The sequence below is a fragment of the Planococcus circulans genome (assembly GCF_020023385.1).
In the GTDB taxonomy this organism is placed as follows: Bacteria; Bacillota; Bacilli; order Bacillales_A; family Planococcaceae; genus Planococcus.
Map to the genome: position 1 here is coordinate 196,955 of NZ_JAIQCL010000001.1, position 25,876 is coordinate 222,830.

24 protein-coding genes are annotated in these 25,876 nt (G+C 45.2%); 6 read left to right on the forward strand and 18 right to left on the reverse strand.

Annotation, left to right across the window (positions count from 1 at the left end):
• Positions 1-524 precede the first annotated feature (524 nt).
• The 8 genes from K8U60_RS01085 to K8U60_RS01120 are packed head-to-tail and all read right to left on the reverse strand — an operon-like array spanning position 525 to position 9,780.
• On the reverse strand, positions 525-1,052 hold the full coding sequence (locus K8U60_RS01085; RefSeq protein ID WP_191714193.1) for a hemerythrin domain-containing protein: 528 nt from the start codon (positions 1,050-1,052) through the stop codon (positions 525-527).
• A 25-nt stretch (positions 1,053-1,077) separates the two neighbouring features.
• Positions 1,078-1,725, reverse strand: a complete 648-nt coding sequence (locus tag K8U60_RS01090) for a response regulator transcription factor (protein ID WP_223632988.1) — start codon at positions 1,723-1,725, stop codon at positions 1,078-1,080.
• On the reverse strand, positions 1,722-2,756 hold the full coding sequence (locus tag K8U60_RS01095) for a sensor histidine kinase (protein ID WP_223634845.1): 1,035 nt from the start codon (positions 2,754-2,756) through the stop codon (positions 1,722-1,724). The genes K8U60_RS01090 and K8U60_RS01095 overlap by 4 nt, the downstream gene beginning before the upstream one ends.
• A gap of 32 nt (positions 2,757-2,788) precedes the next feature.
• On the reverse strand, positions 2,789-3,247 hold the full coding sequence (locus tag K8U60_RS01100) for a GAF domain-containing protein (RefSeq protein ID WP_223632989.1): 459 nt from the start codon (positions 3,245-3,247) through the stop codon (positions 2,789-2,791).
• Between the two features lie 38 nt (positions 3,248-3,285).
• On the reverse strand, positions 3,286-3,975 hold the full coding sequence (narI, locus tag K8U60_RS01105; RefSeq protein ID WP_223632991.1) for a respiratory nitrate reductase subunit gamma: 690 nt from the start codon (positions 3,973-3,975) through the stop codon (positions 3,286-3,288).
• Positions 3,959-4,537, reverse strand: a complete 579-nt coding sequence (gene narJ / locus K8U60_RS01110) for a nitrate reductase molybdenum cofactor assembly chaperone (protein WP_223632993.1) — start codon at positions 4,535-4,537, stop codon at positions 3,959-3,961. Before narJ ends, narI begins: the two co-directional genes overlap by 17 nt.
• Positions 4,530-6,116 carry a nitrate reductase subunit beta gene (narH, locus tag K8U60_RS01115; protein WP_223632994.1) on the reverse strand — a complete coding sequence of 529 codons (1,587 nt, stop codon included), beginning with the start codon at positions 6,114-6,116 and terminating at the stop codon, positions 4,530-4,532. The genes narJ and narH overlap by 8 nt, the downstream gene beginning before the upstream one ends.
• Positions 6,106-9,780: a nitrate reductase subunit alpha gene (locus K8U60_RS01120; protein ID WP_223632996.1), complete on the reverse strand. Its 3,675-nt coding sequence runs from the start codon at positions 9,778-9,780 to the stop codon at positions 6,106-6,108. Before K8U60_RS01120 ends, narH begins: the two co-directional genes overlap by 11 nt.
• 463 nt (positions 9,781-10,243) lie before the next feature.
• Between K8U60_RS01120 and K8U60_RS01125 the strand changes: the two genes are divergently transcribed.
• Together K8U60_RS01125 and K8U60_RS01130 are read left to right on the forward strand one after the other, a co-directional pair.
• Positions 10,244-10,669 (forward strand): hemerythrin domain-containing protein, encoded by a 426-nt coding sequence (locus tag K8U60_RS01125; RefSeq protein WP_223634847.1) that lies wholly within the window; start codon positions 10,244-10,246, stop codon positions 10,667-10,669.
• Positions 10,666-12,510, forward strand: coding sequence for a tetratricopeptide repeat protein (locus tag K8U60_RS01130; RefSeq protein WP_223632999.1), 1,845 nt, complete (start codon positions 10,666-10,668; stop codon positions 12,508-12,510). Before K8U60_RS01125 ends, K8U60_RS01130 begins: the two co-directional genes overlap by 4 nt.
• 85 nt (positions 12,511-12,595) lie before the next feature.
• Here K8U60_RS01130 and K8U60_RS01135 read toward each other — a convergent pair whose 3' ends face one another.
• Positions 12,596-12,838: a hypothetical protein gene (locus K8U60_RS01135; protein WP_223633003.1), complete on the reverse strand. Its 243-nt coding sequence runs from the start codon at positions 12,836-12,838 to the stop codon at positions 12,596-12,598.
• 135 nt (positions 12,839-12,973) lie between these two features.
• Positions 12,974-14,011 (reverse strand): zinc-binding alcohol dehydrogenase family protein, encoded by a 1,038-nt coding sequence (locus K8U60_RS01140; RefSeq protein WP_223633006.1) that lies wholly within the window; start codon positions 14,009-14,011, stop codon positions 12,974-12,976.
• Between the two features lie 368 nt (positions 14,012-14,379).
• Here K8U60_RS01140 and K8U60_RS01145 point away from each other — a divergent pair, with 368 nt between their 5' ends.
• Positions 14,380-16,788 (forward strand): S-layer homology domain-containing protein, encoded by a 2,409-nt coding sequence (locus K8U60_RS01145; RefSeq protein WP_223633010.1) that lies wholly within the window; start codon positions 14,380-14,382, stop codon positions 16,786-16,788.
• Between the two features lie 207 nt (positions 16,789-16,995).
• A complete protein-coding gene (locus K8U60_RS01150) occupies positions 16,996-18,204 on the forward strand; it encodes an MFS transporter (protein ID WP_223633012.1) in 1,209 nt (402 codons plus the stop codon).
• Positions 18,205-18,242: 38 nt separating this feature from the next.
• On the opposite strand, the gene K8U60_RS01155 is transcribed toward K8U60_RS01150, so the two are convergent.
• Together K8U60_RS01155 and K8U60_RS01160 are read right to left on the reverse strand one after the other, a co-directional pair.
• Positions 18,243-18,452, reverse strand: coding sequence for a DUF3886 domain-containing protein (locus K8U60_RS01155; protein WP_223633020.1), 210 nt, complete (start codon positions 18,450-18,452; stop codon positions 18,243-18,245).
• Positions 18,453-18,465: 13 nt separating this feature from the next.
• Positions 18,466-19,650 (reverse strand): acetyl-CoA C-acetyltransferase, encoded by a 1,185-nt coding sequence (locus tag K8U60_RS01160; protein ID WP_223633022.1) that lies wholly within the window; start codon positions 19,648-19,650, stop codon positions 18,466-18,468.
• An 81-nt stretch (positions 19,651-19,731) separates the two neighbouring features.
• Between K8U60_RS01160 and K8U60_RS01165 the strand changes: the two genes are divergently transcribed.
• Positions 19,732-20,631 (forward strand): hydroxymethylglutaryl-CoA lyase, encoded by a 900-nt coding sequence (locus K8U60_RS01165; RefSeq protein WP_223633024.1) that lies wholly within the window; start codon positions 19,732-19,734, stop codon positions 20,629-20,631.
• Between the two features lie 12 nt (positions 20,632-20,643).
• Complete coding sequence (locus tag K8U60_RS01170; RefSeq protein ID WP_223633026.1) at positions 20,644-21,624, forward strand: alpha/beta hydrolase; 981 nt, start codon at positions 20,644-20,646, stop codon at positions 21,622-21,624.
• Between the two features lie 24 nt (positions 21,625-21,648).
• Here the strand turns inward: K8U60_RS01170 and K8U60_RS01175 are convergent, their stop codons facing one another.
• The 6 genes from K8U60_RS01175 to yneA all read right to left on the reverse strand — a co-directional run bounded on the left by K8U60_RS01175 (position 21,649) and on the right by yneA (position 25,840).
• Positions 21,649-21,930 carry a hypothetical protein gene (locus K8U60_RS01175; RefSeq protein ID WP_223633029.1) on the reverse strand — a complete coding sequence of 94 codons (282 nt, stop codon included), beginning with the start codon at positions 21,928-21,930 and terminating at the stop codon, positions 21,649-21,651.
• A gap of 130 nt (positions 21,931-22,060) precedes the next feature.
• Complete coding sequence (locus K8U60_RS01180) at positions 22,061-22,303, reverse strand: YneF family protein (protein ID WP_058384996.1); 243 nt, start codon at positions 22,301-22,303, stop codon at positions 22,061-22,063.
• A 188-nt stretch (positions 22,304-22,491) separates the two neighbouring features.
• Positions 22,492-24,492: a transketolase gene (gene tkt, locus K8U60_RS01185; protein WP_223633031.1), complete on the reverse strand. Its 2,001-nt coding sequence runs from the start codon at positions 24,490-24,492 to the stop codon at positions 22,492-22,494.
• Between the two features lie 88 nt (positions 24,493-24,580).
• Positions 24,581-24,814 (reverse strand): DUF896 domain-containing protein, encoded by a 234-nt coding sequence (locus K8U60_RS01190; protein ID WP_223633034.1) that lies wholly within the window; start codon positions 24,812-24,814, stop codon positions 24,581-24,583.
• 58 nt (positions 24,815-24,872) lie between these two features.
• Positions 24,873-25,526 carry a YneB family resolvase-like protein gene (locus K8U60_RS01195; RefSeq protein ID WP_223633038.1) on the reverse strand — a complete coding sequence of 218 codons (654 nt, stop codon included), beginning with the start codon at positions 25,524-25,526 and terminating at the stop codon, positions 24,873-24,875.
• Entirely contained in the window at positions 25,523-25,840 is a 318-nt protein-coding gene (gene yneA, locus K8U60_RS01200) for a cell division suppressor protein YneA (RefSeq protein WP_223633041.1), read from the reverse strand. Before yneA ends, K8U60_RS01195 begins: the two co-directional genes overlap by 4 nt.
• Between the last annotated feature and the right edge of the window lie 36 nt (positions 25,841-25,876).

Genomic DNA, 25,876 nt, shown 5'->3' on the forward strand with positions numbered 1-25,876 from the left:
GTGGCTTATGTCCCTAGAATCTGGGCGCTGGAGTCTAGACAAATATGAAAAGTGCAAGCGCCCGTATAGTCCCGACCAGCGCTGGAGGCAATACCGGTAATGGCGTTCTTTGCCATTGTCGGTATTGCCGAAGCGACTCGAGGGACTGGGCGCTGGAGTCTAGACAAATAAGAAAAGCGCAAGCGCCCGTATAGATTCGACGGGCATAGGACGAGCTGGCGAAGTGGCGTTTTTTCAGCCACACAGCCAGAGTGGCTTATGTCCCTAGAATCTGGGCGCTGGAGTCTACACAAATACGAAAAGCGCAAGCGCCCGTATAGATTCGACGGGCATAGGACGAGCTGGCGAAGTGGCGTTTTTTCAGCCACACAGCCAGAGTGGCTTATGTCCCTAGAATCTGGGCGCTGAAGTCTGGACAATCAAGAAAAGCGGAAGCGCCCTTGTAGTCCCGACCAGCTCTTGACCAATAAAAAAGGCTGTCCCAAAATCATTTTCCATGATTTTTAGGACAGCCCCTCAATCTTTCAGGTGATAAGGGTATTCAGTTTTTTGTATAATTCATCCTGATCAGCTGCTTTCATGGCTTTTTCAGCCATCGGGAACAATACGGTTTCCTCTTTCATGAAATGGACCGTCAAGACTTCAAATGCCTCTGCCGCATCCTGAGCAACTGTCTTCATCTGTTCCAATGTCAATAAGTCGATATTGTCACGGGTATGGTGAAAGAAATGACCGATATACGCATCGATTTCCTGATGCTCGTCTTGAATACCGACGAGCGGGCCCTGCTCGAATCCGATATAATTTCCTAATGCCGGAAAAAAGAATTCTTCTTCTTTGTCGGTATGATTTTTAAAAGGCTCAATAAACTCAAAAAGTTTTTGGCGTAAAATCTTCATGTTTTCACGGCCAGCTTCCAGACTAAGCCCTTCATCTTCAAAAGATAGGACCAGCGCATGCCATTCATTCATTAAAAACGTTAAATAAGCATGTTCATTTTCCAATAGCCTCATACCGGGTTCCTTAAAACGAAGCTCCGATTTTTCTGTCATCAAAAGACCAACTCCCAGCTTTTCGTCAAAAATTCAATAGTTTTTTCTTCAATACGTATTCCACTAATTCAGGTCTGCTCTTCAACTGGAGCTTTTCCATAATTTTTGCTTTATGCGCTTCGACCGTTTTCACAGAAATAAAGAGCTTTTGGGCAATTTCCTTATTGCCGTAGCCTTTTGCAACCAATGGCAGAACTTCAATCTCCCGTTTGGACAATAATTCAAAAGGATCCGATTCTTTTGCTTTATGGTCTTTGTTGACTAATTCGCGGACCAATGAAGTAGCCATTTTGGGGTGAATATAAGTTCCGCCACTATAGATGACGCGAATAGCCTGAAGCAATTCTTCGTCCGGCGCACTTTTCAGCATATAACCTGAAGCGCCATTCTTTAATACATGGAACAAATACTCTTCGTCATCATGCATCGTCAGCACAAGTATCTTGGTATCAGGAAAATCTTCCTTGATCTTCCCCGTCGCCACTAATCCGCTCTCGCCAGGCGGCATGCTCAAATCCAGCAGCAGCACATCCGGCTGATGCTTGGCTACCATTTGGTAAGCTTCAATTCCGTCAGCTGCCATGGCGATCACTTCCATATCCTCCTGAAAATTGAGGATCATCGAAAACCCGCTGCGTACAATCGCGTGGTCATCCGCTATGATTATCTTCACTTCGCCACCTCCCGCTTTTCGTCTAAAGGCACACGCAAATGCACAGTTGTTCCTTTACCGATTTCAGAATCGATGGTAACATTCCCCAATACCAATTCAGCTCGTTCGTTCATACCATATAGGCCAAGCCCCGTGCCCATCGGATGGTCTCCAACAATAAAACCGGCACCTTCGTCTTTTACATTCAACTGCAGGCTATCCCCTTCTTCGAACAGATGAACTTGGATAGTTTCAACTTGCGCATATTTTATCGCATTCAAAACAGCTTCCTGGCAGATCCGATACAATACGGTTTCGACTTCATTTTCATAACGGGTCTGTTTGACCGTCGACTTAAAATCAATAGTTAAGCCGAAACTTTCCTCCACCCGTTTAAAGTGGGACCGGAAAGCCGCCTCCAGTCCAAAGTCATCAAGTGCTGAGGGACGCAGTTCTACAGACAGATTTCGGATATCGTCCATCAACCGGATCAATGTTGCCGTACTTTCGCTGGTTTTCTTCAAGACTTCTGTATCATTTGTCATATATTTGAGTGCCCGTAAATCCACGACCGCACTTAAAAGTTCCTGCGCAACGCTGTCATGCAGCTCTCTTGAAATCCGTTTACGTTCATTTTCTTGGGCTTTAATGACATTTTTCATCATTTTGTTTTGCTGCAGTTTGTTTTGTGTTTCAAATTGCATCGACAAATCCCTTAAGATAAAGACCCTCGTGCCTTTTTCCGCATCGATGACATGGAAGGTTGCTGCGTACGGAACAATGCCTTTTCCGACTGTTTCCAGAAAAACCTGAAAAGAGGTGAAGTCCTCATGATTGGAGCTTGTGAAATAACAGTCTTTGCAGGTTGTCAGATCGCTTTCGCTGGTATACCCACGGCAGACATTGCACAAGGCGTTTTCGGCTCCTTTTTTCAGCTGTTCCAGTACATGGTCATCCATTATATTTTCGGCTGCCGGGTTCATTGAAATGGTACTGCCTTCGCTTGTAAAAAAGAAAATCGCTTCTGTGCTGTTTTCGTACATCTTCAGCATGAGGTCAATTAACTGATCTTTCCCCCCCGAAATCAATTCCACATCAATTCCTTCCCGTCCAGCGTTCCTATATCGGATTTAGACATGCTGATCAGCATCTGCAATCTTTCCGGTGTCATCAAATGGGGTTCCCTGAAGCCGCCCAACAGCACCCCTACCACTCTTCCGCTATGCCATAATGGAGCAGCGCCAATACTCTTTAGGTTTTCAAGTTTTAAGATAGGATAGTTGAATAAATCTTCCTTTGCTGCAAATTTTTCTACGTCTGCCACCAGTATAGGTTTGCCATTCTTAAAAACGCCCCCCGCAATTCCTTTGCCTGATTGCAGCACTACTTTTTTTATGCGTTCACTTATGTTGCCTGAAATGTATTGCCATTTTAATACATGCAAGTTTTCCGCCGGTTCGACCAAAGCAAGCGCAATAATATCACAACCAAGAGCTTCCCGGATTTTCTCAATCTGCAATTGGTATTCTTTTGTATAATCCATGCTTTTGTCTCCTATCAAACTAAAAAGAAAGCTTCTCTTTAATTTGTTGGTTTATGTCTCCTGTACAGGATATAACTTCTGCCTACATAATTCAACGGTACACTCCAAACATGTACGAGACGAGAAAATGGCCAAAAGGCGAATATCGCGAAACCGGTCAAAACATGGATTTTAAAAGATAAAGGCACTTCTGCCATGATTGCTGGGTTAGCTTTAAAAAGAAAGAGATCACGGAACCATATGGAGACAGTCATCCGATAATCAAAATCCGGCTGCACCACATTCGTGACCAATGTGGCATACATCCCGACGAAAACAATAAATAGAAGAAGAGCATTAACTGCCAAATCAGAAAAAGAACTCAATCTTCGGACGCTTGAGATGGAAAAACGCCGGAAGGTAAGGATAATCATACCGATCAAAGTCATGAAACCAAAAATGCCTCCGATGTAAATAGCTCCGATATGGTACAAATGATCATTGACTCCTACTGCATTCATCCAGGCAATCGGGATGGCCAAGCCGCCGATATGGCCGAAAATCACCGGAATAATGCCCAGATGGAACAATAGGCTCCCTATCATCAACTGCTTTTTTTCTATAAATTCACTGGATTTTGCAGTCCAATGAAATTTATCAACGCGGTATCTATAGATATGGCCAAAAATGAAGATCGCCATGCACAGATAAGGAAAGACAACCCAAATTAATCTATCGAGCGTTTCCATCGACAGGCACCTCCTGCTCAATACAGGCCTTGAACGTTTCGCGCAAACCTTTGACAAGATGGAAATATGGACTGTCTTTTTTCTCAAGCGATTTCAGCAGATGATAAGTTCCATCCTCCAGAACGGCAATCAGCATCTGGAAACTCTGGGGCGCCCGGGGATCTCCCAGCCACTCAGCTGCGTATAGAAACTCGCAGATGAGCGGCAGGAAATCGGACAATTCCGTATCCGGCATTTCGAGTCCGAACATTTCATACGAGACCTTCAGCTTGGCAAGCATCTGACCCCGTTCTTTGGCATCCTCAAACTTGAAATAAGTCATAAACAAGGTGCTGTCTTTGTCAAAATCAAAAATGTCCGTATACATTTCCTGTATTTGATCCAAACTCAATTTATGCATCAGTTCCCAGTATCGCTGAACATATTCATGTGCCGGATGATCCTCATCAAATGATTCTTCAATCAGTGATGGATGAAAATCCAGTTTTTGCGGATAGGTCAGGTGATGGGCATAAAAACCGAATGAGAGTTTATAATGATATAGTTTCTCTAAATTAATCACGCCATATACCCCCGTAGAAGTTTTCTTCATAAATTTCTTTTCCTGTTTTCGTAGCTGTCCCAGTTGGGCTTGGCGTTGCAGGACCGCAACTGTCGCAGGATCCACCGGAATCGGTTCCCCATCCTCCCATTCCTTCTGTATCGAAGCCTTCCATTCCTTGCGCACGGTACGGATTGACCCGCCCTTCTCTATGCGTACTTGGAATGACAAAACGGTCTTCATATTTGGCGATTGCCAATAGCCGGTACATTTTCTCGGTCTGATGGGCTGTCATGCCAATCCGTTCCAGGCGGCTTTCGTCAAATTCCTTGCCGGTTGTTTTGGCGCGCATATATGAACGCATCATCGCCATGCGCTGCAGTGATTTCTTAACTGTTTCCGTATCACCGGCAGTCAGCATATTCGCCAAATACTGGATCGGCGTCCGCATTTCTTCGATCGCCGGGAAAATCATATCCGGATTTTTAATGGAATCTTTGCCTTCGAAATAATTCATGATCGGGCTGAGCGGCGGCACGTACCAGACCATCGGCAAGGTGCGGTATTCCGGATGGAGTGGGAAAGCGAGTTGATGCTCAATCGCCAGCTTATAAACGGGCGAATTCTGCGCCGCTTCTATCCAGTCCTCCGAAATGCCGTCTTTTCGTGCCAAAGCAATCATTTCAGGGTCAAACGGGTCGATGAATAAGTCACATTGTGCTTTGTATAGATCTTTCTCATCTGGAGTGGAAGCCACTTCCAGTACACGGTCTGCATCATATAGAAGAACTCCTAAATAACGGATGCGGCCTGTGCAGGTTTCCGAACAAACCGTCGGCAGCCCCGCTTCGATCCGCGGGAAGCAGAATGTGCATTTCTCTGCTTTATTGGTCTGCCAGTTAAAGTAAACTTTCTTGTAAGGACAGCCTGTCATGCAATAGCGCCAGCCCCGGCAAGCTTCCTGGTCGACCAGGACGATGCCGTCTTCTTCACGTTTGTAAATCGCACCAGAAGGACATGAGGCTACACAGCTTGGGTTCAGGCAGTGTTCGCAAAGCCTCGGCAAATAAACCATGAATGCCTTATCGAAATTGAATTTGATTTCTTCTTCGATTTTTTGGATATTGGGATCCAGCGGTCCCGTAATATGTGCTCCCGCCAGATCATCTTCCCAGTTCGGGCCCCATTCAAGGTCCATTTTTTTGCCAGTGATGGCTGAATGAGCACGAGCAACTGGTGAATGCTCCAATTCACCGGCATTGGTCAAATGTTCATAATTATATGTCCAAGGCTCGTAATAATCCTTCATTTCCGGCATATCCGGGTTGTAAAAGATTTTCCCCAAGGCGACTTTCGATAATTTATTTCCTGACTTCAGTTCTAACTTCCCCTTGCGGAGCTGCCAGCCGCCTTTATAAAGCTCCTGATCTTCCCAGCGCTTCGGATACCCGATCCCCGGTTTAGTTTCTACATTGTTGAACCACATATATTCTGCGCCTTTACGGTTGGTCCAAGTGGTCTTGCACGTGACACTGCACGTATGGCATCCGATACATTTATCCAGGTTCATCACCATTGCTACTTGCGCTTTAATCTTCAAGCCAGTCAACCTCCTTCATTTTGCGGACTGCTACGTATTCATCACGCTGATTGCCGATTGGCCCGTAGTAGTTGAAGCCATAGCTGAGTTGAGCATATCCACCAACCATTTGGGTCGGTTTCAGGTGGATACGGGTTGGCGCATTATGGCTGCCGCCTCGTGTATCCGTAATTTCAGAACCCGGTACCTGGATGTGTTTGTCCTGGGCGTGGTACATGAACATCGTGCCTCTTGGCATACGGTGGCTGACGACTGCACGCGCCGTAACGACGCCGTTTCGGTTATAGACTTCAAGCCATGCATTATCATCGATATCATGTGCTTTTGCGTCTTCGTTATTGATCCAAACTGTCGGACCACCACGGAACAAGGTCAGCATATGCTGGTTATCCTGATAGGTTGAGTGGATATTCCATTTGCCGTGAGGCGTCAAATAACGAAGCACCAGCGAGTCAACGCCACCTTTGATCTTCTTATCATTCTTGCCGAACACCATCGGCGGCAATGTCGGTTTATAGATCGGCAAGGCTTCACCGAACTGCTGGAAAATTTCATGGTCAATATAGAAATGCTGTCTGCCTGTCAATGTACGGAACGGTACTAAACGTTCAATATTCGTCGTGAACGGAGAATATCGGCGACCCATTTTATTGGATCCGCTGAACACCGGTGTCGGAATGACTTCACGCGGCTGGACGGTGATGCTTTGGAAAGTGATTTTTTCGGCTGCGCGATCCGCAGATATGTCCTTCAACTCGACTCCTGTATCTTTTTCTGCTTCAATATACGCTTTTTGTGAAACGCGTCCGTTCGTCGCAGACGATAGATTCAGCATGGCATCCGCCACTTGTCGGGCCGTCTGGATTTTCGGCAAGCCGTTTTTGATGGTTTCGTCAAAGAACGTCCCGTTGATGTGCTTCAATTCCTCATACTCTTCCGCTACAGAGAAACTGACGCCATGCGCTCCAGTTTTGCCGACTGCCAAATTCGGTCCCAAGGTAATATATTTGTCGTGTATTTTGGTGTAATCCCGCTCCACGATACTGAAGTTCGGCATTGTTTTGCCTGGAATCGCTTCAATTTCTCCTTTTGTCCAATCCTTAACGACACCCATAGGCTGTGAAATTTCACTTTTTGTATCATGTGCAAGAGGGGTGATGACCACATCTTTATAGACGCCAGGCAAATGCGTTTTTGCCATCTCTGAGAATCTTTCAGCCAATTTAGCGTAAATATCCCAATCCGAGCGCGATTCCCAAAGCGGGTTGACCGCCGGATTGAATGGATGCACAAAAGGATGCATATCAGTTGAAGACAGGTCGGTCTTTTCATACCAAGTGGCTGCCGGTAAGACGATATCCGCGTACAGCGGAGTTGAAGTCATCCGGAAATCAAGTGCAACCATAAGGTCCAGCTTGCCTTCGACATCTTCCCGCCAAACGATTTCTTCCGGTTTTTCATCGACATTCGGTTCAGCCAACAAACCATCCGATGCGCCTAGTAGATGCTTCATGAAATATTCCTGGCCTTTAGCAGAACTTGAGATCAAGTTGGAGCGCCAGATGAACAGTGTTCTTGGAAAGTTTTCAGGTGCACCTGGATCTTCCACCGCAAATTTCGTTTTACGGGAAATAACCTCTTCCACTGCATGATCGATAATTTCTTTATTGGTCTTTCCGCCTTTTTCTGCAGCTTCTTCTGCAAACAATAAACTGTTTTTATTGAATTGTGGATAAGAGGGAAGCCAACCTAATCGCGCTGCCAGCACATTATAGTCAGCCGGGTGCTGATAAGCGACATCCTCTGCCAGAGGCGATTTCAGTGCATCTGTGCCGCTTTCCTCGTACCGCCATTGTTCAGTTGCAAAATAGAAGAAAGAAGTTGCATTCTGCAGTCTTGCAGGCCCTTGCCAATCTTTCGCGAAAGCGACAGTCGACCATCCTTCAATCGGACGGCATTTTTCCTGTCCGACATAATGTGCCCATCCACCACCGTTGACGCCTTGGGAAGCTGTCAGGATAACCAGGTTCAAAATTGCGCGGTAAATTGTATCGCTGTTGAACCAATGGTTGATGCCGGCACCCATGATAATCATTGAGCGTCCGCCCGTATCAATCGAGTTTTGTGCAAATTCACGTGCAATCTGCGTAACGACCGATGCTTTGACGGATGTCACTTTTTCCTGCCATGCAGGGGTATAGAATGAGGTTTCATCGTCGTAGCCTTTTGCATTATATTCACTTTCCGTACGGATAATTCCGTATTGGCTCATCATCAGGTCATAAACAGTTGCGGCGTAGCGTTCTGTACCATCTGCCAGTATGACTTTTCTTGCGGGAATCACACGTTTAAAGACGCCATTCCCCTGATTATCGAAATACGGGAAGACGATTTCTTTCCATTCTTCCTGGTGGCCAACAACACTCATTGCCGGGTCCACTTTGGAGCCATCTTCATTTTCAAGAATCAGGTTCCATTTTTTATCCTCTTCCCAACGCTGCCCCATTGTGCCATTCGGCACCATCAATTTATCTGCTGCCTCGTCAAAAATGACCGGCTTCCATTCTGCATGTTCTGAAGTGTCGCCTAAATCGCTGGCGCGAAGGAATCGGCCGCCTTTTAATGTATCTTCATGCGGATCCAAAAGAATCATAAATGGCATATCCGTAAATTGTTTCGCATAATTGATGAACATCGGTTCTTTTCGTTTTTGGTAGAACTCATCTAGAATGACGTGCGTCATGGCCTGAGCCAATGCAGCATCTGTTCCAGGATGAGGAGCCAGCCAATTATCGGCAAACTTCACGTTTTCTGCGTAGTCAGGAGCTACAGACACTACTTTTGTCCCTTTATAGCGAACTTCTGTCATGAAATGTGCATCCGGTGTACGGGTCATTGGTACGTTTGAGCCCCACATCATCAAATACCCAGCGTTATACCAATCCGACGATTCGGGTACATCCGTCTGCTCGCCCCAAATCTGTGGAGAAGCAGGAGGAAGATCGGCGTACCAGTCGTAAAAGCTCAGCATCTGCCCGCCGAGAAGTGAAATGAAACGTGCTCCTGAAGCGTAGCTGACCATCGACATTGCCGGAATCGGCGTGAAGCCAGCCACGCGGTCCGGTCCGTATTTCCGGATGGTGTAGATCAATTGGGCTGCAATCAGTTCCAGTGCATCTTCCCAATTGACACGAATGTGTCCGCCTTTTCCGCGGGCCGATTTATAGAACATCGCTTTCTCAGGATCTTCCACTATACTTGCCCAAGCATCCACTGGATTCGGATGGCTGGTACGCGCCGCTTTCCAGAGCCGCCAAAGCTTACCGCGCATATAAGGGTATTTCACGCGCAACGGGCTGTATTCATACCAAGAGAATGTTGCGCCCCTTGGACAGCCGCGTGGTTCAAATTCCGGCATATCAGGTCCACAGGACGGGTAATCGATCTGCTGATTTTCCCACGTGATGATCCCGTTCTTCACGAATACTTTCCAGCTGCATGATCCTGTACAGTTTACTCCGTGTGTGGTGCGGACTACTTTATCGTGCGACCATCTTTGGCGGTACATGTTTTCCCAATCCCGGCTTTTTTCCTCCAGGATGGACCAACTGCCCGAATAGCTCTCGACTGGTTTAAAGAAATTCAATCCAAATCTTTTCTTCATCGCGTATACCCACTCCTTCTCATGAATGAAAACGATTGAAGGGAATCAATTACAAATTCATTCGTATAGCCTTATTATGTTAGTCCCCCATAAAAGTTCCCATTAGGGAATGTCCTATAGAAACACTGGAATTCCCTTGTTGACTGAAAACTGTAAAACTCCTGTTTACTCCAAAACTTGTTCATTCCATTATTTTTTGAGGGTTTCAGATAAGCTGTCCAAAAAAACTATAGTTTTTTTACTCTGGGATGTCTTAAGGCAGTCAATTTCAGCCGCTCACAAGTTTCCCCCAATGAAAAATCGATTAGAAAACGCCGATTTTCATCTATTTTCTCCGCTTCCGAACTCCCTGTTTCTCATTGGATAAGGGAGTTCCCTCTTTCGCCAAAGGAAATGCCCTAGCAGGAAAATCAAGGGTTTTTGGCATGTTATACTGAAAAAAAAATGAGGGGAATGAATGACTATGTCAGGACCATCTTTGCGCCAGCTGCATGCCCATCATGCGATTCACGAAGGCGCCTTATCTGGAGCGTTAACCAAAACCGAAGAAGTCGAAGACCTATTGAGAGCTAAAGAATACGAAGTCGCCCGCCAGGCTGCAGATCATTTGCTGGAGTATTGGGAAACGCGGATCATCAGCCATGCCGATGCGGAAGAAGAAGGATTTTACCAGGAAATGATCGATCAGAAACCTGAACTCAAGGAAACAGTAGCCGATTTGACACGTGATCATGACATCTTGCGCATCATTGCGGCTGACATCAAAAAATTGCTTGTGGAAGAAGGCGTCAGTTATGAAGTTATGAAGCAATTTCATGCGCTGCTGGTTGTAAACGCCATCCATAGCCGCGAAGAAGAACGGCTGCTGCTTCAGGAGCCTTCAATATGATAAAAGCAATTGGAAGAAACGAGCTTTGCCATTGTGAAAGCGGCAAAAAATACAAAAAGTGCTGTGGAGCGGACGAATCCTCCAAGCTGATGATTGAAGAACAAAACAAAGTACTGCAAGGCACGCTTCGGGATTTTTTTGAAAACCATCCACGTCCATCCCAACAGAAAGAATTGGTGAAATGGAAAGATAAAGTCGAAAACCTTCTCGTTCCACTTTACGGTGAGGATAAATCGAATGGCATTATCGGCGATCTCTTCTTCTTTTCTGAACGCGTCGATGTATGGAATGCTTTTATCGAAGAAAAGATCGCTAAAGAAGAAAGAACACAAATCAGCCAGATTCTCAGTTCTTGGCTTGACCCGCTGTTTATGGCAGGTGAAATTCTTTCTGTCTCCAATTACCGTGCCCAAGTCCGCGATTTGCTGTCTGAAAAGGTCACGGAAATTGAAGTCAATGAATCTTTCCCAGTTGAAGCAGGGAATATTGCGACCGGCTTCTATTTGCCTGATATCCGCAACGGAGACAATTTCATGATGGTTCTTAACAGTTTGACGGTCTCGGTTGAAGTAAACCATGAAAGTATCCAAAAGCTCCAGGAGATGTATCAGTCATCCGAAACGGCAAGCGCACATGAATTTTACAACCGGAACATGTTGGCCGTTTACCAAATCCTGAGCAGCGGCCTTCTGAGCACCGAGCAAGTCTCTTCTGCCGTTCTTGAAACTGTGGAAGAATTGGAGAATTTCCTTATTGCCCATGATTTGAAAAGTGATGAATTGATTGAAGCCTTCTTTCATTACGCAGAACCCTTGGCGTTGATTCCCAAAGAAGCGGTCGCTGGTGCAGTACAGTTTGCCATCGATCACCAATTGGTGAAGCTAGACTGGAAGATCGACGAAACAGCGCAGCATTTTGGCGTGGATACAGAAGGGCTGGCTCTTTTCAAAAATGATCTCGGTTCTTTTTATCACACCGCCAAAAGCAAGGAAGACCCAGAGAAAGAAGCCGTTTATGCTTTTGAAGTCGGAACAGATCCCAAAGGCAACGAACTGCAGAATTGGCAATTGTATATGCATTTGAAAAATGCGACCATTACAAGTGAAAATGAATTGAAACGCCAAATGGAGTACTACCACAGCAAATCCTATGAACCGAAAACCAAAGTTGAGAAAGCTCAGCTCCTTGCCTATAGTGCCTATACAAATACGGACCGGACCACCCAGCTGGAACAGATACAGGAGCTGGACCCCCAAAATACAGATGCTTTCTTACTGGCAGCTGAAATGGCAACAGATTCTTCATTAAAAGAACAATTGCTTCAAAAGGCGATCTCCAGCGGAAAAAGACGCTTTGAACCAGAAATGGATGTAGCTTGGCTGTATGTGCCAAACCGTCCATATTTGCGATCCCTGTTTTTGCTTGGAAATTTCTATTGGGAGCAAGCCCGTTTCGAAGAGGCTTTCCCTATTTATTATGAAGTACTGCGCTTGAACCCCGGCGATCACCAGGGCGTACGCTATTTAGCGGTTTCAGCGTTAATTTCCCTGGGGCGCCTTGAAGAAGCCGAAAGCCTCATCAGCCATTACGAGGAAGAACTCAGCGATAATGCATTCTATGCTTGGTTCAGATGGTCTATGGAGCGGCAGAAAGGTAAACTTTCACAAATTGCTCAAACGAGGTATATAGAAGCCATCGATCAAAATCCATATGTAAAAAAATATGTTGAACAACGGATTGCCGCTTTTCTTTATCCAAAATCGGCTGTCATCACTCCCCGCTCTCCTGAAGAAGCAGGGCTGATCTGGACGTTTTTGGCACCGACTCTCGAGAATCGATAAGTTGGATTCGGAGCAATAGACAACTGAACAAATTCAAAAAGAGGCTGCACCTTCTGTAATAGAAGGTGCAGCCTCTTCATTTTTTTCAGCTATTGATTGAATTTGTTTGATTGTCGTCTTTTGCGGAATCAAAATTCCCTTGGCCAACCCTTTGGCGGATTTCATCTTCAGTTAATTTTCTGCCGATGGGTCCTGTCGGAATATCGGTGGAACTGTCTTCTCTTTCCGCACGTTCCACACGTGCAAAACCTGCATTCGTTTCACGGCCGATCCGTTCCCTTTCAGCCCTGCTTGTATAAATCTCTTCCGGTTTTTTTTCATCAGCCATAGAAATTCCTCCTTTTAATGACTTGCCAATCAGATGACATTAGTAATTTCCATCGGGTGAAAATATGGATCTAAACATATTTACCATACCACCATTTTTCTGATTATTCAAAACAGGAGAAACTTGACAAAGGCTTTATGGACGAATTGGCCCTTCCACTACGATTTTTCCGATTGTCCGGCCGGTCAGTAAGTTTTCGTAAGCTTCTTTTAAAGTCGCCGGTGAAAGAGGTGACAAATGCTGGGTCATGGTCGAGCGGACTTTCCCTTCTTCCACCCAGTCTGCCAATTGCGTCAAAATATGATGCTGCGCAACCATATCTTCTGTCTGGAAGACCGAACGTGTGTACATAAGTTCATAAGCGAACGTTACAGATTTGGAGAACAATGCAAGATGGAGCGGCTTAAAAGCTGGCAGAATTGAACAGATCTTACCTTGTGGCAAGATGATTTCTGCCATGTTTTCCATGTGATCATCCACGTTTGTCAAACAAAAAATATAATGTACTCCTTGAATTCCTAATGCTTCTAATTGCGGTTTGAATTCTTCATGATGATTGATGATATGATCGGCCCCATGATCGAGTGCCCATTCCTGGGATTCTGTACGGGAAGCTGTACCAACAACCTTGAGTCCAGCAAGTTTTGCAATTTGTGTTGCAATGGAACCTACTCCTCCAGCTGCTCCAATGATCAGAATCACCTTGTCTTTGTTATCGGCTGCTTCTTTAGCTACGCCAAGTCGATCAAAAAGTGCTTCGCAAGCAGTGATGCCTGTCAACGGCAATGCTGCTGCTTCCGGAAAGCCGATGCTCTTCGGCTTCTTCCCGACAATCCGCTCATCGACGAGATGGACCTCACTGAGGCTTCCTGGAACGTTGCTCGTGCCCGCATAGAAAACTTCGTCTCCCACCTCGAACAAGCTGCAGTCTTCTCCCACTTCTACGACCACTCCAGCTGCGTCACGTCCGACAATCGTCAATGACTGGTCGTCTTCATCCTTGCCGTCACGGGTCCGTAAATCTGTTGGGTTCACCGATATTGCCCGTACTTCCACTAAGAGGTTCTTGCCTGCTGCTTTTGGACGTTCGATTTCAACTCCTTCGAAATCAGGCGCTTCCGTTTTCAAGCCGGGTTTGTAGAAACCTAGTGCCGTCATCTTCTCTTGGTTCAATTCACTTCGCCTCTTTCAAGTTAATTAATGATAATAATTGAATCTTTACTTATTGTAACCGTGGAACTACATAGTCACAAAACCTCTGTTTCTCCTTTTTAATAAAAAATGAGATAACTTTATAATCATAAAACCCTAGCCTAGTCGGTTATGAGCTGAATGTCCTTATTACAAATATTAAATATTCTAAATATATGGAAAATTAAGTTGTTTTTTATTTTATTTTTGTTATTATGGATAAATAGGTTCAGCATTTATATTCAGAGGGAATATTTATCCCTACCTTCATAGGATATTATGCTCACTTTTCAGGGTAACCTGAGAATTTTCATATATCACATGCAACATCCATCAAAGGAGGACGAAAAATGATCAAGAAAATTTTTACCACGACAGCCGTACTTGCTCTAACATTATCCACAGTTTCATTGGCTCCGCTGGCAGCAACCAGCTTGGAAGAACCGTCTAATGTGAAGCCGGCTAACTATGCCAAAGATGTCAATTTAAATCCCCTATTGGAAGCAGTCGTCAAAGACTCCACTGGAGCAGGAATCAAGACGGTTGATTTTAAAAAAGGATTTACATACGATTTTGCCGCCAGTAATAATATCTCTGGCTTCGTAAATGATTCTTCCGATAACCCAATTTCTGTCCCGATTCAAACGAATACCACTCCATTAACAAAAGACCAGATAGCTGCTATAGCAGCTGACGATGGCAAGACCGCAGTAACGAAAAGCAGCAACGGCTTCCCTTCCCAGCGCTTTGTAGTTGATGTTTCCCAGGATTTAGCAGCAGGCAATGCCATTGAACTCTATTGGGAAGGCAAAACCCTGGCAAGCGGATTGGCCAATTTATCTGCTTGGGACTATAAAGCAGGAAATTGGGTAGCTTTGAGCCAGAAGCAAGGAAATGCTAAAGGTGAGGAAATTGTCCTCAAAGCTGAAATTGACAAAGAACGATTCGTCAAAGATGGTAAAGTTCAAGCAATGGTCCATGACTCAGGGACATTGACAGACTCCAAAGGTCAGGATTTCTCTATGGTATGGTTTACCGATACCCAGTATTATGCGCAAGATTATCCGGAAGTTTGGACCTCCATGACCGATTGGATGATCGATGAATTCAAAAAAGGCAGTTATGAATATGCGATGCATACAGGTGATCTTGTCAATGAAGTACTCGATGAGTCACAATGGAAAGTTGCAGAGAAGAATCTGGACCGCATGGATGAAGCCAATATCCCATATGGCGTGCTGGCCGGAAATCATGATGTCGCTATTGACCCGCTCAATAAAACCTATGACTATAGCATTTTCAAAAGATATGCAGGAGTCGACCGCTTTGAAGACAAGCCTTGGTTCGGCGAAGCGATGAATGATGAAAATCAAAACCATTATGACCTATTTTCATTCGGCGATCACGACTTCATCTTCCTTTACCTCGGATATGGAAGAGATGGATCTGCTGAAACCGTAGCATGGGCGAATAAAGTTCTAAAGCAGCATTCAGACCGCAACGCTATTGTCGGGATGCATGAAAATATCAACTCATTGGCACAATACGTGACAGCTGAAGCACGAGTTGTTAATAGAGAAATCGTTATGCCTAACGAAAACGTCAAGATGGTACTCAGCGGGCACCATCACGGCGCGAACTATCGTGTGAAGCAAGTTACTAATGAAGACGGTTCAGAACGTGAAGTACTGGAAGTATTGGCAAACCACCAAGGCAATACAGCTCCTGAACGCGGACAAGGGTATTTGAAGATGCTGACATTCGATCCAACAGATGAAACATTGGACTTTGTTTCGTATTCTCCATTCCTTAATGACTATGACTTTGATCAATTCGAACAGGCTAAAGAAAGCTTTACAGCAAACTTTGATTTAGCGGATGTACAAGCGAAAGTAAACCCTAGACAGATCGAAACGGATTATATGGCTGTCAATATCTTTACCGACCAATTGATCGGCCAGGACAAGGACCTTAAATCAGGAGAAACCGCTTCGGCCGAATGGAAAGGCCTCAGCAAAAACACTAAATATCACTGGTATATGAATATGACCAATACTGCGGGCGAAAGTGAAAAATCTCCCGTCTATCAATTTACTACTGGATCGACAGAACCTGCACCAACACCGGATCCAGACCCAACACCTAGTCCAGACCCAAAACCTGACCCGAATCCGACACCTAGTCCAGATCCGAAGCCTGAACCATCACCAACACCGGATCCAGACCCGTCACCTAATCCAGATCCAATCGTATTTACAGATGTTTCTGATCGATACTTCACATCAGTGAACTACCTTCTATCAAGAGGGATTACAAAAGGATTGACACCGACAAAATTTGGAACGGATCAGACCATTAAACGGGTCGATGCAGCTGTCATGCTGGCTAAAGCACTAGAGCTCGATACTGAAAACGTGAAGAGTGCAGGGTTCACAGATGTTCCCGAAAGAGCCGTGAAATACGTAAACGCCCTCAAGGCAGCTTCTATCATTAATGGTAAAACCACTACAAAATTCGGATCCGAAGCAGAGATTACACGAGGCGAAGTGGCAATCATGTTGGCCAATGCCTACGATTTACAAGCGACTCACCACGATGTACCTTTTACTGATGTATCCGAAAGATACGAAGAATCGGTCGCAGCTCTCTTGGAATATGGCATAACCAAAGGGAAAACAGATACACAATTCGGAACAGGTAGTTCTTTAAAACGTGGGGAATTTGCAATTTTCCTCTATAAGTCTAACCACTTGGAGTAAAAGACCGAAAGAATAGCAGTTGAATCTTTCAAGTCTTTAAAAAAGGATAGCCCCTGACACACTTGCTCTTACTTCCAGGAGCAGTGAGTTAGGGGCTATTTTTTTATTTCAGATAAAATTTTCTGTGATTTTGGTATAGTATGGTTTTATCAAGTTAAAACCATACAGCAGGAATTTCTATGTTTAACCATTAAGGGGGAATCTGTGATGATCACCCGCCGTACGGTCATTTCTCTCGGTATATCGCAATTGGTGTGCTGGGGGATTTCCTATTACCTGATAGCAGCTTTCGGTGCGCGGATTGCCGAAGACCTCGGCTGGACTGACGCCATTGTCTACGGTGGATTTTCAGCTTCATTGGTGATCATGGCAATCGCCTCTCCGCTGACTGGCCGATTAATCGATCGCTATGGCGGGAGCATTGTCATGTCCATCGGTTCTATCTTGCTTGCCTTAGGCTGTGGAGGTATTGCTTTGTCCCATTCCCTTGGCACCTATTATGCCTCCTGGATGGTGCTGGGGTTCGCCATGCGTCTGAGTTTATATGACGCGGCATTTGCTGCCTTGGCACGCATTGGTGGCGCTCATGCAAAACGCCCCATTTCACAGATTACTCTTTTAGGCGGTTTGGCTTCCACCATTTTTTGGCCAATTGGATTCTTTTTGACTGAAACGTTCGGATGGCGTCCAGCACTTATCATCTATGCCACTCTTGCGCTGTTGACGCTTCCGCTCCACCTCTCGCTTCCCAAAGGACGATTCAGCGAAGTAAGACATACCGCAGATGCAGCTATGCCACCCTTATCTCCTGCTGCCACAACAGCACGGGAAAAATGGATCGCCGGCAGTCTTTATGCGCTGATTTTCACTTTGTTGAATTTCTTGAATTCAGGCATGTCCACCCATATGATCACCCTTCTTGCGGGGCTTGGGCTGACCGCTGCCCTTTCGGTTTGGATTTCGACTCTCAGAGGAATCGGACAGTCCCTGGCACGAGTCTGTGAGGTGTTGTTCGGTGCACGCCTGCATCCTGTTTCGTTAACAATTTTGGCATCTGCATTGTTGCCCATTGGCTTTATCACCGGCCTCTTCAGCGGTGAATTTCTTACAGCGGCTTTGCTGTTCGCTTTCCTCTTTGGAGCAGGCAATGGTCTGATGACCATTACCCGAGGAAGCTTGCCGCTGGTTTTGTTCGACCATGATACGTATGGGACATATGTCGGCAAGCTCCTGATTCCTGGATTCCTGCTGTCGGCGATTGCCCCCATCGTCTATACCTACGTCATCAACCGGTTCGGAGAACAAACCGCCCTTACCGGGTCTGCCGGACTGGCGTTCATTATATTTGCTCTATCGCTGGTTTTAAAATCAAGATATTATACTGATGCTTCCAAAAAGAAACAGCCAATCCCTTAATGTTCAGGATTGGCTGTTTCTCTGTTTATCTCTTCAGTTCAAAACTTATTGCCTTTGTCTCCGTGCCGTTCCAATAATTCAGCAAAAGACAGGTTTTTCTCACGTTCTTTGCGTTCGAATAAACGCTGCGCTTCTTTTTCTTCTTCCTGCTTCTGTTCTTCTTTCAGCAATTCTTTTTTTGTTTCTTTCAATTTTGCCAAAATGTCTTCAGATAGCATACTGCTGGATTCTTCTTTTCTTTTAGCCATGGGTTCTCTCTCCTTAGGGACGTTTGATGACAGTCGCAATTCCCTGGCCGCCGCCGATACATAGGGTTGCAAGACCCGTCTTGGCATCCCGTTTGATCATTTCATGCAATAACGTGACGAAAATACGTGTACCGCTTGCACCGATTGGATGACCGATTGCAATGGCTCCGCCGTTTACATTCAAAATATCGTGATTGAACTTTAATTCACGGTCAACCGCAATCGATTGAGCTGCAAACGCTTCGTTCGCTTCAATCAATTCGATGTCTTCGAGTGACATCTCTGCTTTCTTCAAGGCATTCTTGACGGCTTGTACGGGACCGATGCCCATGACAGCCGGATCCACACCTGCATTGCCGTTTGCCACGACTGTTGCAAGCGGTGTCAGCCCGAGTTCATCTGCTTTCGCTTTGGACATGACAACGACTGCCGCTGCTCCGTCATTAATGCCTGAAGCATTCCCTGCTGTCACACTGCCATCTTTTTTGAAAGCTGGACGCAACTTCCCTAAACGTTCTTCATTCGAATCACTCTTAACATACTCATCTGCTTTGAAGATGACTGGGTCTCCTTTGCGCTGTGGAATTTCAACCGGCACAATTTCATCATCAAATCTGCCTGATTCAACGGCTGCTGTGGCACGGGCTTGCGAACGTGCCGCAAACTTATCCTGTTCTTCACGTGAAATATCGTAGCGATCGCATAGATTTTCCGCTGTAACTCCCATATGGTAATCGTTGAATGCACAGGTCAATCCGTCTACCAGCATGCTGTCGACCACTTTTTGATCTCCCATGCGGAATCCGCTCCGGGCATTCTCCATTAAATATGGTGCTCGGCTCATGTTTTCCATTCCGCCTGCAACAACGATGTCTGCATCTCCAGCGTAAATCGCCTGATACGCCAATTGGATGGATTTCAGTCCGGACCCACAAACTTTATTGATGGTCATCGAAGGAACGGTTTCTGGAAGTCCTGCATGAATCGATGCCTGACGTGCCGGATTTTGTCCAAGGCCTGCCTGAAGTACATTCCCCATGATGACTTCAGAGACTTGGTCCGGTTTGACTCCTGCACGTTCAATCGCCTCTTTGATGACGATCGCCCCTAATTGGGTTGCGGGTACATCTTTAAGAGACCCCTGAAACGACCCTACCGCTGTTCGGACAGCGCTTACAATAACGATTTCCTGTGACATATACATTTCCCCTTTGTTTGATTGTCTGGTAGTTGCTCTTTTATCCCTTCCCTCGCTACAATAGAAAGCAGGGGGGATACTATGTTCAGTTTACCAAAAAATGCAACAATTATCGAGGTTGGTCCGCGGGACGGCCTGCAAAACGAAGGGAAACTTGTAAAAACCGAAGATAAGCTTCAATTTATAGCTGCTCTGCAGCAAGCCGGAATTCAGGAAATGGAATTAACGTCCTTTGTGTCGCCAAAATGGGTACCTCAAATGGCAGATGCTAAAGAGATAGTCGCCCAGACAGAAAAAGTCGGACGCCAGTTCGTTCTCACGCCAAACGAACGCGGAATCAATGCCGCTCTTGAATCGGGCGCGCAATCGCTTGCCGTCTTTGTCGGGGTATCCAATACTTTCAATAAGAAAAATATCAATAAGACCACAGAGGAAAGCATGGAGGCGTTAAAGCCGCTGATCATCAACCTGAAAAAGCAGGATATTTTTGTTCGTGCCTGTATTTCAACTGCATTCTACTGCCCGTTTGAAGGCGCTGTTTCTCCGGAAGCAACGTTGGCACTTTGCCGCCAGTTTGTAGAATGGGGAGTGGATGAATTGAGTGTCGCCGATACAATCGGCATGGCAAACCCGAAGGAAAGCTATGAATTATTCGCTAAACTAGTGGAAGCATTTCCGGATATCTTGATGACCGCCCATTTTCATGACACGCGCAGAATGGCATTGGCCAATATCTCTGCAGCGCTGCAGGCGGGTGTTACCCGTTTTGATGCTTCTGCAGGTGGGTTAGGGGGCTGTCCGTTTGCACCGGGGGCAACCGGCAATGTCGCTACAGAGGATGTCGTCAATATGCTCCACCGTATGGATGTTCAGACAGGAATCGATTTGGATATTCTCTGCCAGGCGATCGAAAAAATCGAACCGCATGTGACGAATCCCGTAACCACTGGGATGTACACGTTATACAAAACCCAGACATAAGGAGCTTTCGCCATGAAGAAAAGATTGATTTGGACTTCAGCCATCATTTCCAGTGTCCTTACAGCTTTGGCCACCGTTGCGGGATTTATTGCCAGCAATCGGCTGATGTATGTAAAGAAAAAGGACGAACAGCTGATTCTCGAAAGGGAAACCACCGCAAAACGCTATGACGAAGTATGGTATGCCAATGTTCCAAAAAGCGAGCAATGGATCGAATCTGAAAATGGGTATCCGATCAAAGCCATTTTCCTTGAACCCCATGATACCAACCGCTATGTCATCATCTGCCATGGCGTCACGGAAACCAAAGTCAATTCCTTTAAATACGCCCGTATGTTTGAACGGATGGGATTTAACTCCGTCGTTTACGATCATCGGCGCCACGGCGATTCAGGCGGGAAAACAACCAGTTTCGGCCATTTTGAAAAGATGGATCTGAAAGCGGTGGTCCAAGCTTTAAAGCTGCATGTTGGAGCGGATCTGTTTTACGGCATTCATGGTGAATCCATGGGAGCTGCAACTACCCTATTATACGCAGGTATGGAAGACAAAGCGGATTTCTACATCTCCGATTGTGCCTATTCTGATATTTATGAACAGATTCTCCATGTCATGAAAACGACGACGCCCTTGCGCACCACTTTGGCGCTGCGGCTTGCCAGCATTTTCATGAAAATGCGGGATGGTTATTCCATTTCTACAGTATCGCCGAGAGAAACCGTGCAGAACATTCAAAAGCCTGTTCTTTTTATCCATAGTGTCAATGATGATTTTGTCCTGCCGAAAATGAGTGAGGAACTTTATGCATTAAAACAAGGCCCTAAAGAACTGAAGCTTTTTGACGAAGGCGCCCATGCCCAGTCTTTCAACCGGAATCCCGAAGAATACGAAGAGACCGTTGCTGAATTCCTGGCGAAGTATGGACTGCTGACACCTAAGCAGCAGGAAACGCACCGAATTTCAGCAGATGCTGTTCCATCACAGATTAAATAAAAGCACTCCGCGGAGTGCTTTTTCTTATGGATTCTTCTTTTTGTTGAGTACCAGCTTCATCCCTGCTTGGCCTTCAGCCCCGATGAACAGCTCTGTAATCGGTCCGCTTTTCACAATTCCGGTAACATGAAGCTCGATCGTATCCAAATTGTAATCAGTCATATCTTTCACTAGCTCTTGTATCTTATCCAATGAAATAGGAAAAGCTTTTTTAAAATTGGCGCTTTCAAGATGAAACTTCCCTTCTTCTTTCTCATCTTCTTCAATGACCGGCAAATAAAACATCAACTCTTCATTTTCAGCCATATAGAAACCCCCTTTATTATTTAGGTACACTGCACCCAAGAAACTAAAGCTTATTGGCATAATACCCGTTATGAGAAATTTTAACTGTGGAATAAAAACAAAATAAAAAAAGCACTCCGAAGAGTACTTTTTATTTTTTAGCTGGTTTGCCAGGTTTAGTTGAGGCTTTATTCATCTGAGACATCATTTGATTGATTTTCTTCTGAGACGGTTTTTGTCCCATTTGCATCATCATGATTCGCAGCATTTCTTCATTGATTGGTGGGTTATCTTGCAAATATTTCATCATATATCGACGTGCGATAAAGAATCCAAGTGCAACACCTGCGAGTAAAGCCACGATAACGATTACGATCCAGATCCATGTATCCATTCTTGTTACCTCCTTCGTGTTGCGTAAATAAGTAGTGCACCACAATGGATTATACTATAAAAAAAGAATTGTGACCATAAGCAGGAAAATAATAAAGAGAAACTTCCCGCATTATAAGGTTCTTCCTTCTTTCACTATTGAATCCAAAGAAAAAATGGGAGCAGTGGATGCCCCCATCTTCCATTATGTTATTCGTTGATCAAATTTTTCACTTTGTTTGCTACATTATCGACTGTGAAACCGAACTCTTCCATAATGCGGTCGCCTGGTGCACTTGCACCGAAACGGTCGATTGCCAAGATGTCACCTTCGTCGCCTGTGTAGCGATCCCAGCCGAATGAAGTACCGACTTCGATAGCCAAACGTTTCTTGACAGTTTTCGGAATAACGGATTGCTTGTATTCCTTGTCCTGTTTTTCAAAACGATCCCAAGATGGCATCGAGACAACGGATACTTCAATTCCATCTTCAGCCAATTGTTTTTGTGCAGCTACAGCCAAGCTTACTTCAGAGCCGGTCGCCAGCAAAATCGCCTGAGGATTTTCAACAGGAGAAACGACATATGCACCCTTTTCGACGCCTGCCTCAGCAAGTTCTGCACTGTTTTCCAAAATTGGCAAGTCCTGACGTGAAAGTACCAATAAAGTAGGTGTCGTTTTAGCTGTCAACGCCAAACGCCATGCCGCTTTTGTTTCATTGGCATCTGCAGGACGAACCACGCTTAAGTTCGGCATAGCGCGAAGAGAAGCCAAATGTTCAACCGGTTCATGAGTCGGACCATCTTCCCCTACTGCTACACTGTCATGCGTGAAGACGTAAGTGACAGGAAGCCCCATCAATGCAGCCAAACGGATCGCAGGACGCACATAGTCACTGAAGACGAAGAACGTTCCACCGAAGACATGAAGTCCGCCGTGAAGAGCCATACCGTTTAACGCAGCACCCATTGCAAATTCACGAACACCGAACCAGATATTGCGGCCTTCAGGATGTTCAGCGTCAAAGTCGCCAGCGCCCTTGATGTTTGTTTTGTTTGAACCAGCAAGGTCAGCACTGCCGCCGAAGAAGGAAGGAACCGTTTTAGCGATGGCATTGATCATGTCTCCAGAAGAAGAGCGAGTTGCCTGTTTTTTACCAAATTCATAGGTTGGGAACTCGGCATCAAAGTTTTCAGGAAGATCGCCACGGATTGCCATCTGCAACTGTTCTGCTAATTCCGGATGCGCAGATTCATATTGCGAATATAATTCGTTCCATTCAGACTCTGCTTTTGCTCCAAGCTCTTCAGTTGCCTGTTCAAAAGTTTCATAAACTTCTTCCGGCACGTGGAAATCCTGATCGAATGTCCATTCGTAATATTCTTTCACCAATTTCATTTCATCTTCGCCCAGAGGCGCGCCGTGCGCATCCGCTTTACCGGATTTATTTGGAGCTCCGTAACCGATAACGGTTTTAACTTCAATCAATGTCGGCTTGTCTGAAGATTCCTTGGCTTGTGCAATTTTTGCGGACAAGTCGTCCAATACATTGCCATCATCTACGCGCAAGTAATTCCATCCATATGATTCAAAACGCTTTTGAACGTTTTCAGAGAAACTTTTGCCAAGTGGCCCGTCCAATGAAATGTCGTTGCTATCATACAATACAACCAATTTATTTAATTTTAGGTGGCCGGCAAGGGAAATGGCTTCTCCCGCCACGCCTTCCATCAAATCTCCATCACCGCACAAAGCGAATGTGTTGTGATCTACTATGTTCATCTCATCTTTATTATAAGTAGCTGCTAAGTGACGTTCAGCCATCGCCATACCAACTGCCATGCCAATTCCTTGGCCGAGTGGTCCGGTCGTTGCTTCAACGCCTGTAGTGTGGCCGTATTCAGGATGTCCTGGTGTTTTCGAATCCCATTGGCGGAAATTTTTGATTTCATCCATTTCCAAACCATAGCCGCTCAAGTGAAGAAGGCTGTATAGAAGCATGGAACCATGTCCTGCCGATAACACAAAACGGTCACGGTTAAACCAGTCCGGGTTTTTCGGGTTATGGTTCATGTGTTTTGTCCACAATGTATACGCCATTGGAGCTGCGCCCATTGGCAATCCTGGATGGCCAGAATTTGCTTTTTCGATTGCATCGATGGAAAGTGTACGAATTGTTGTCACTGCAAGTTGATCTGCGTGGGTTGACATAGTAACATCCTCTCTCAAACAAAAAATTTAATCCCTTTCTAGTTTAGTCAACAATAGTAAAGAATACAATAAAAAAGAGAATAAGTATTTAATTCAAATACTTATTCTCTCGAATATTTTTGACCTTTTCAGGAGTTACATCATTTCCTTCCGGGTCTATCACTTTTACATTTTCGATTGTGCCACGCATTGTCTTACGGAAAGTCTGTAGATATTCCTCACGTAATGAAGATTGTTCTTTAGCTTCTTCCTTTGACAAGCCTGTCGTTTTCGATTGGCGTGATAATTGGTTTATACGACTTAATTTGTCTGGTGATAACATAGACATCCACCTTTCTTCTTTTCATATGGTACAAAAAAAGTCAGGTTTCTGCAATGGTTTAGTCTTCCATCAGCTTTTCATACTCTTTATAACGGCGATGGACCGTCGCTTTGCTCGCCTGATAACCGAATCCCTGCAACGTAACAGCGATTTCACTGAAAGTCAGGCCATTGGTCTTCAAGCTTACAATCTGATCAATAGGGAGATCGAGACGTTCCCGCCCGTCGGGATTGCCTTTCCCTTTCAGATTCTTCTCTGGTTTATAACCGTTTTCTACAGCGCGTTTCATGCCACGCTTGATTTTGGCATTATGTATTTTGCGCTGATATTCTTCTACAATCGCTAGAATTTCAAGTACCATGTCATCCATGTCGTTTAATGAAATCGGACCACGATCTGATAACGTATAAACATCTACTCCGTACTTTTTCATCACATGCAATAGCGCGATGCGCGCATGGCCCCGGCCTAGGCGTGTTTCATCCTGTATGAACACAGCATCGACTTTATCAGTCTTAATGCTGTTCAGCATTTCCAACAGGCCATCGCGATCCATCTCGTAGCCGCTGTGCTGATCGGTAAAAACACCATCTACTTTATAGGATTGTTCAAACGCAAACTTCATCAGTTCTTCTTCCTGTCTCTCTAAGGAAGATTCCTGTGTATCTTTGGTCGTGCTGACACGGCAATAAATTAATGCGTTTTTTTTCATTCAGCATCACCTGCAAATTTACTGGTCTCATCAGGAGCAAATCTTAAATGATCACTGGGAATCTTGAGGGATTGCCCGGCGATGATTTTAGAAGTTGAAAGGTTATTCTCTTTCATAATCTCTTCTATCCATTCATGATGGGGGGTTGTGCCACTGAACGATTCAGCTAATGTCCAGAGTGTGTCGCCTTCTTCTATTTCAACTTGGCTCATTTGTGCACTGTTTGTATTATGGGACAGGATCGCATAAAAAGTAAACACCATAATTAAAGCAAAAAACAAGATTAAGTAAGAATTTTGTCGGATGATCGTCAAATAAATCGCCTCCTGGGAATGAGTGTTCGGAATGTA

Bases quoted from the DNA above. Each gene is read 5' to 3' on its own strand.
- K8U60_RS01195 (WP_223633038.1), bottom strand. From the start codon at position 25,526: ATGAAAAAAAACGCATTAATTTATTGCCGTGTCAGCACGACCAAAGAT.
- K8U60_RS01145 (WP_223633010.1), top strand. From the start codon at position 14,380: ATGATCAAGAAAATTTTTACCACGACAGCCGTACTTGCTCTAACATTA.
- K8U60_RS01150 (WP_223633012.1), top strand. From the start codon at position 16,996: ATGATCACCCGCCGTACGGTCATTTCTCTCGGTATATCGCAATTGGTG.
- K8U60_RS01180 (WP_058384996.1), bottom strand. From the start codon at position 22,303: ATGGATACATGGATCTGGATCGTAATCGTTATCGTGGCTTTACTCGCA.
- K8U60_RS01165 (WP_223633024.1), top strand. From the start codon at position 19,732: ATGTTCAGTTTACCAAAAAATGCAACAATTATCGAGGTTGGTCCGCGG.
- K8U60_RS01125 (WP_223634847.1), top strand. From the start codon at position 10,244: ATGTCAGGACCATCTTTGCGCCAGCTGCATGCCCATCATGCGATTCAC.
- tkt (WP_223633031.1), bottom strand. From the start codon at position 24,492: ATGTCAACCCACGCAGATCAACTTGCAGTGACAACAATTCGTACACTT.
- K8U60_RS01095 (WP_223634845.1), bottom strand. From the start codon at position 2,756: ATGCTGAAGATGTACGAAAACAGCACAGAAGCGATTTTCTTTTTTACA.
- K8U60_RS01190 (WP_223633034.1), bottom strand. From the start codon at position 24,814: ATGTTATCACCAGACAAATTAAGTCGTATAAACCAATTATCACGCCAA.
- K8U60_RS01175 (WP_223633029.1), bottom strand. From the start codon at position 21,930: ATGGCTGAAAATGAAGAGTTGATGTTTTATTTGCCGGTCATTGAAGAA.
- K8U60_RS01170 (WP_223633026.1), top strand. From the start codon at position 20,644: ATGAAGAAAAGATTGATTTGGACTTCAGCCATCATTTCCAGTGTCCTT.
- narI (WP_223632991.1), bottom strand. From the start codon at position 3,975: ATGGAAACGCTCGATAGATTAATTTGGGTTGTCTTTCCTTATCTGTGC.
- K8U60_RS01155 (WP_223633020.1), bottom strand. From the start codon at position 18,452: ATGGCTAAAAGAAAAGAAGAATCCAGCAGTATGCTATCTGAAGACATT.
- K8U60_RS01085 (WP_191714193.1), bottom strand. From the start codon at position 1,052: ATGACAGAAAAATCGGAGCTTCGTTTTAAGGAACCCGGTATGAGGCTA.
- K8U60_RS01100 (WP_223632989.1), bottom strand. From the start codon at position 3,247: ATGGATTATACAAAAGAATACCAATTGCAGATTGAGAAAATCCGGGAA.
- K8U60_RS01160 (WP_223633022.1), bottom strand. From the start codon at position 19,650: ATGTCACAGGAAATCGTTATTGTAAGCGCTGTCCGAACAGCGGTAGGG.
- K8U60_RS01130 (WP_223632999.1), top strand. From the start codon at position 10,666: ATGATAAAAGCAATTGGAAGAAACGAGCTTTGCCATTGTGAAAGCGGC.
- K8U60_RS01135 (WP_223633003.1), bottom strand. From the start codon at position 12,838: ATGGCTGATGAAAAAAAACCGGAAGAGATTTATACAAGCAGGGCTGAA.
- K8U60_RS01120 (WP_223632996.1), bottom strand. From the start codon at position 9,780: ATGAAGAAAAGATTTGGATTGAATTTCTTTAAACCAGTCGAGAGCTAT.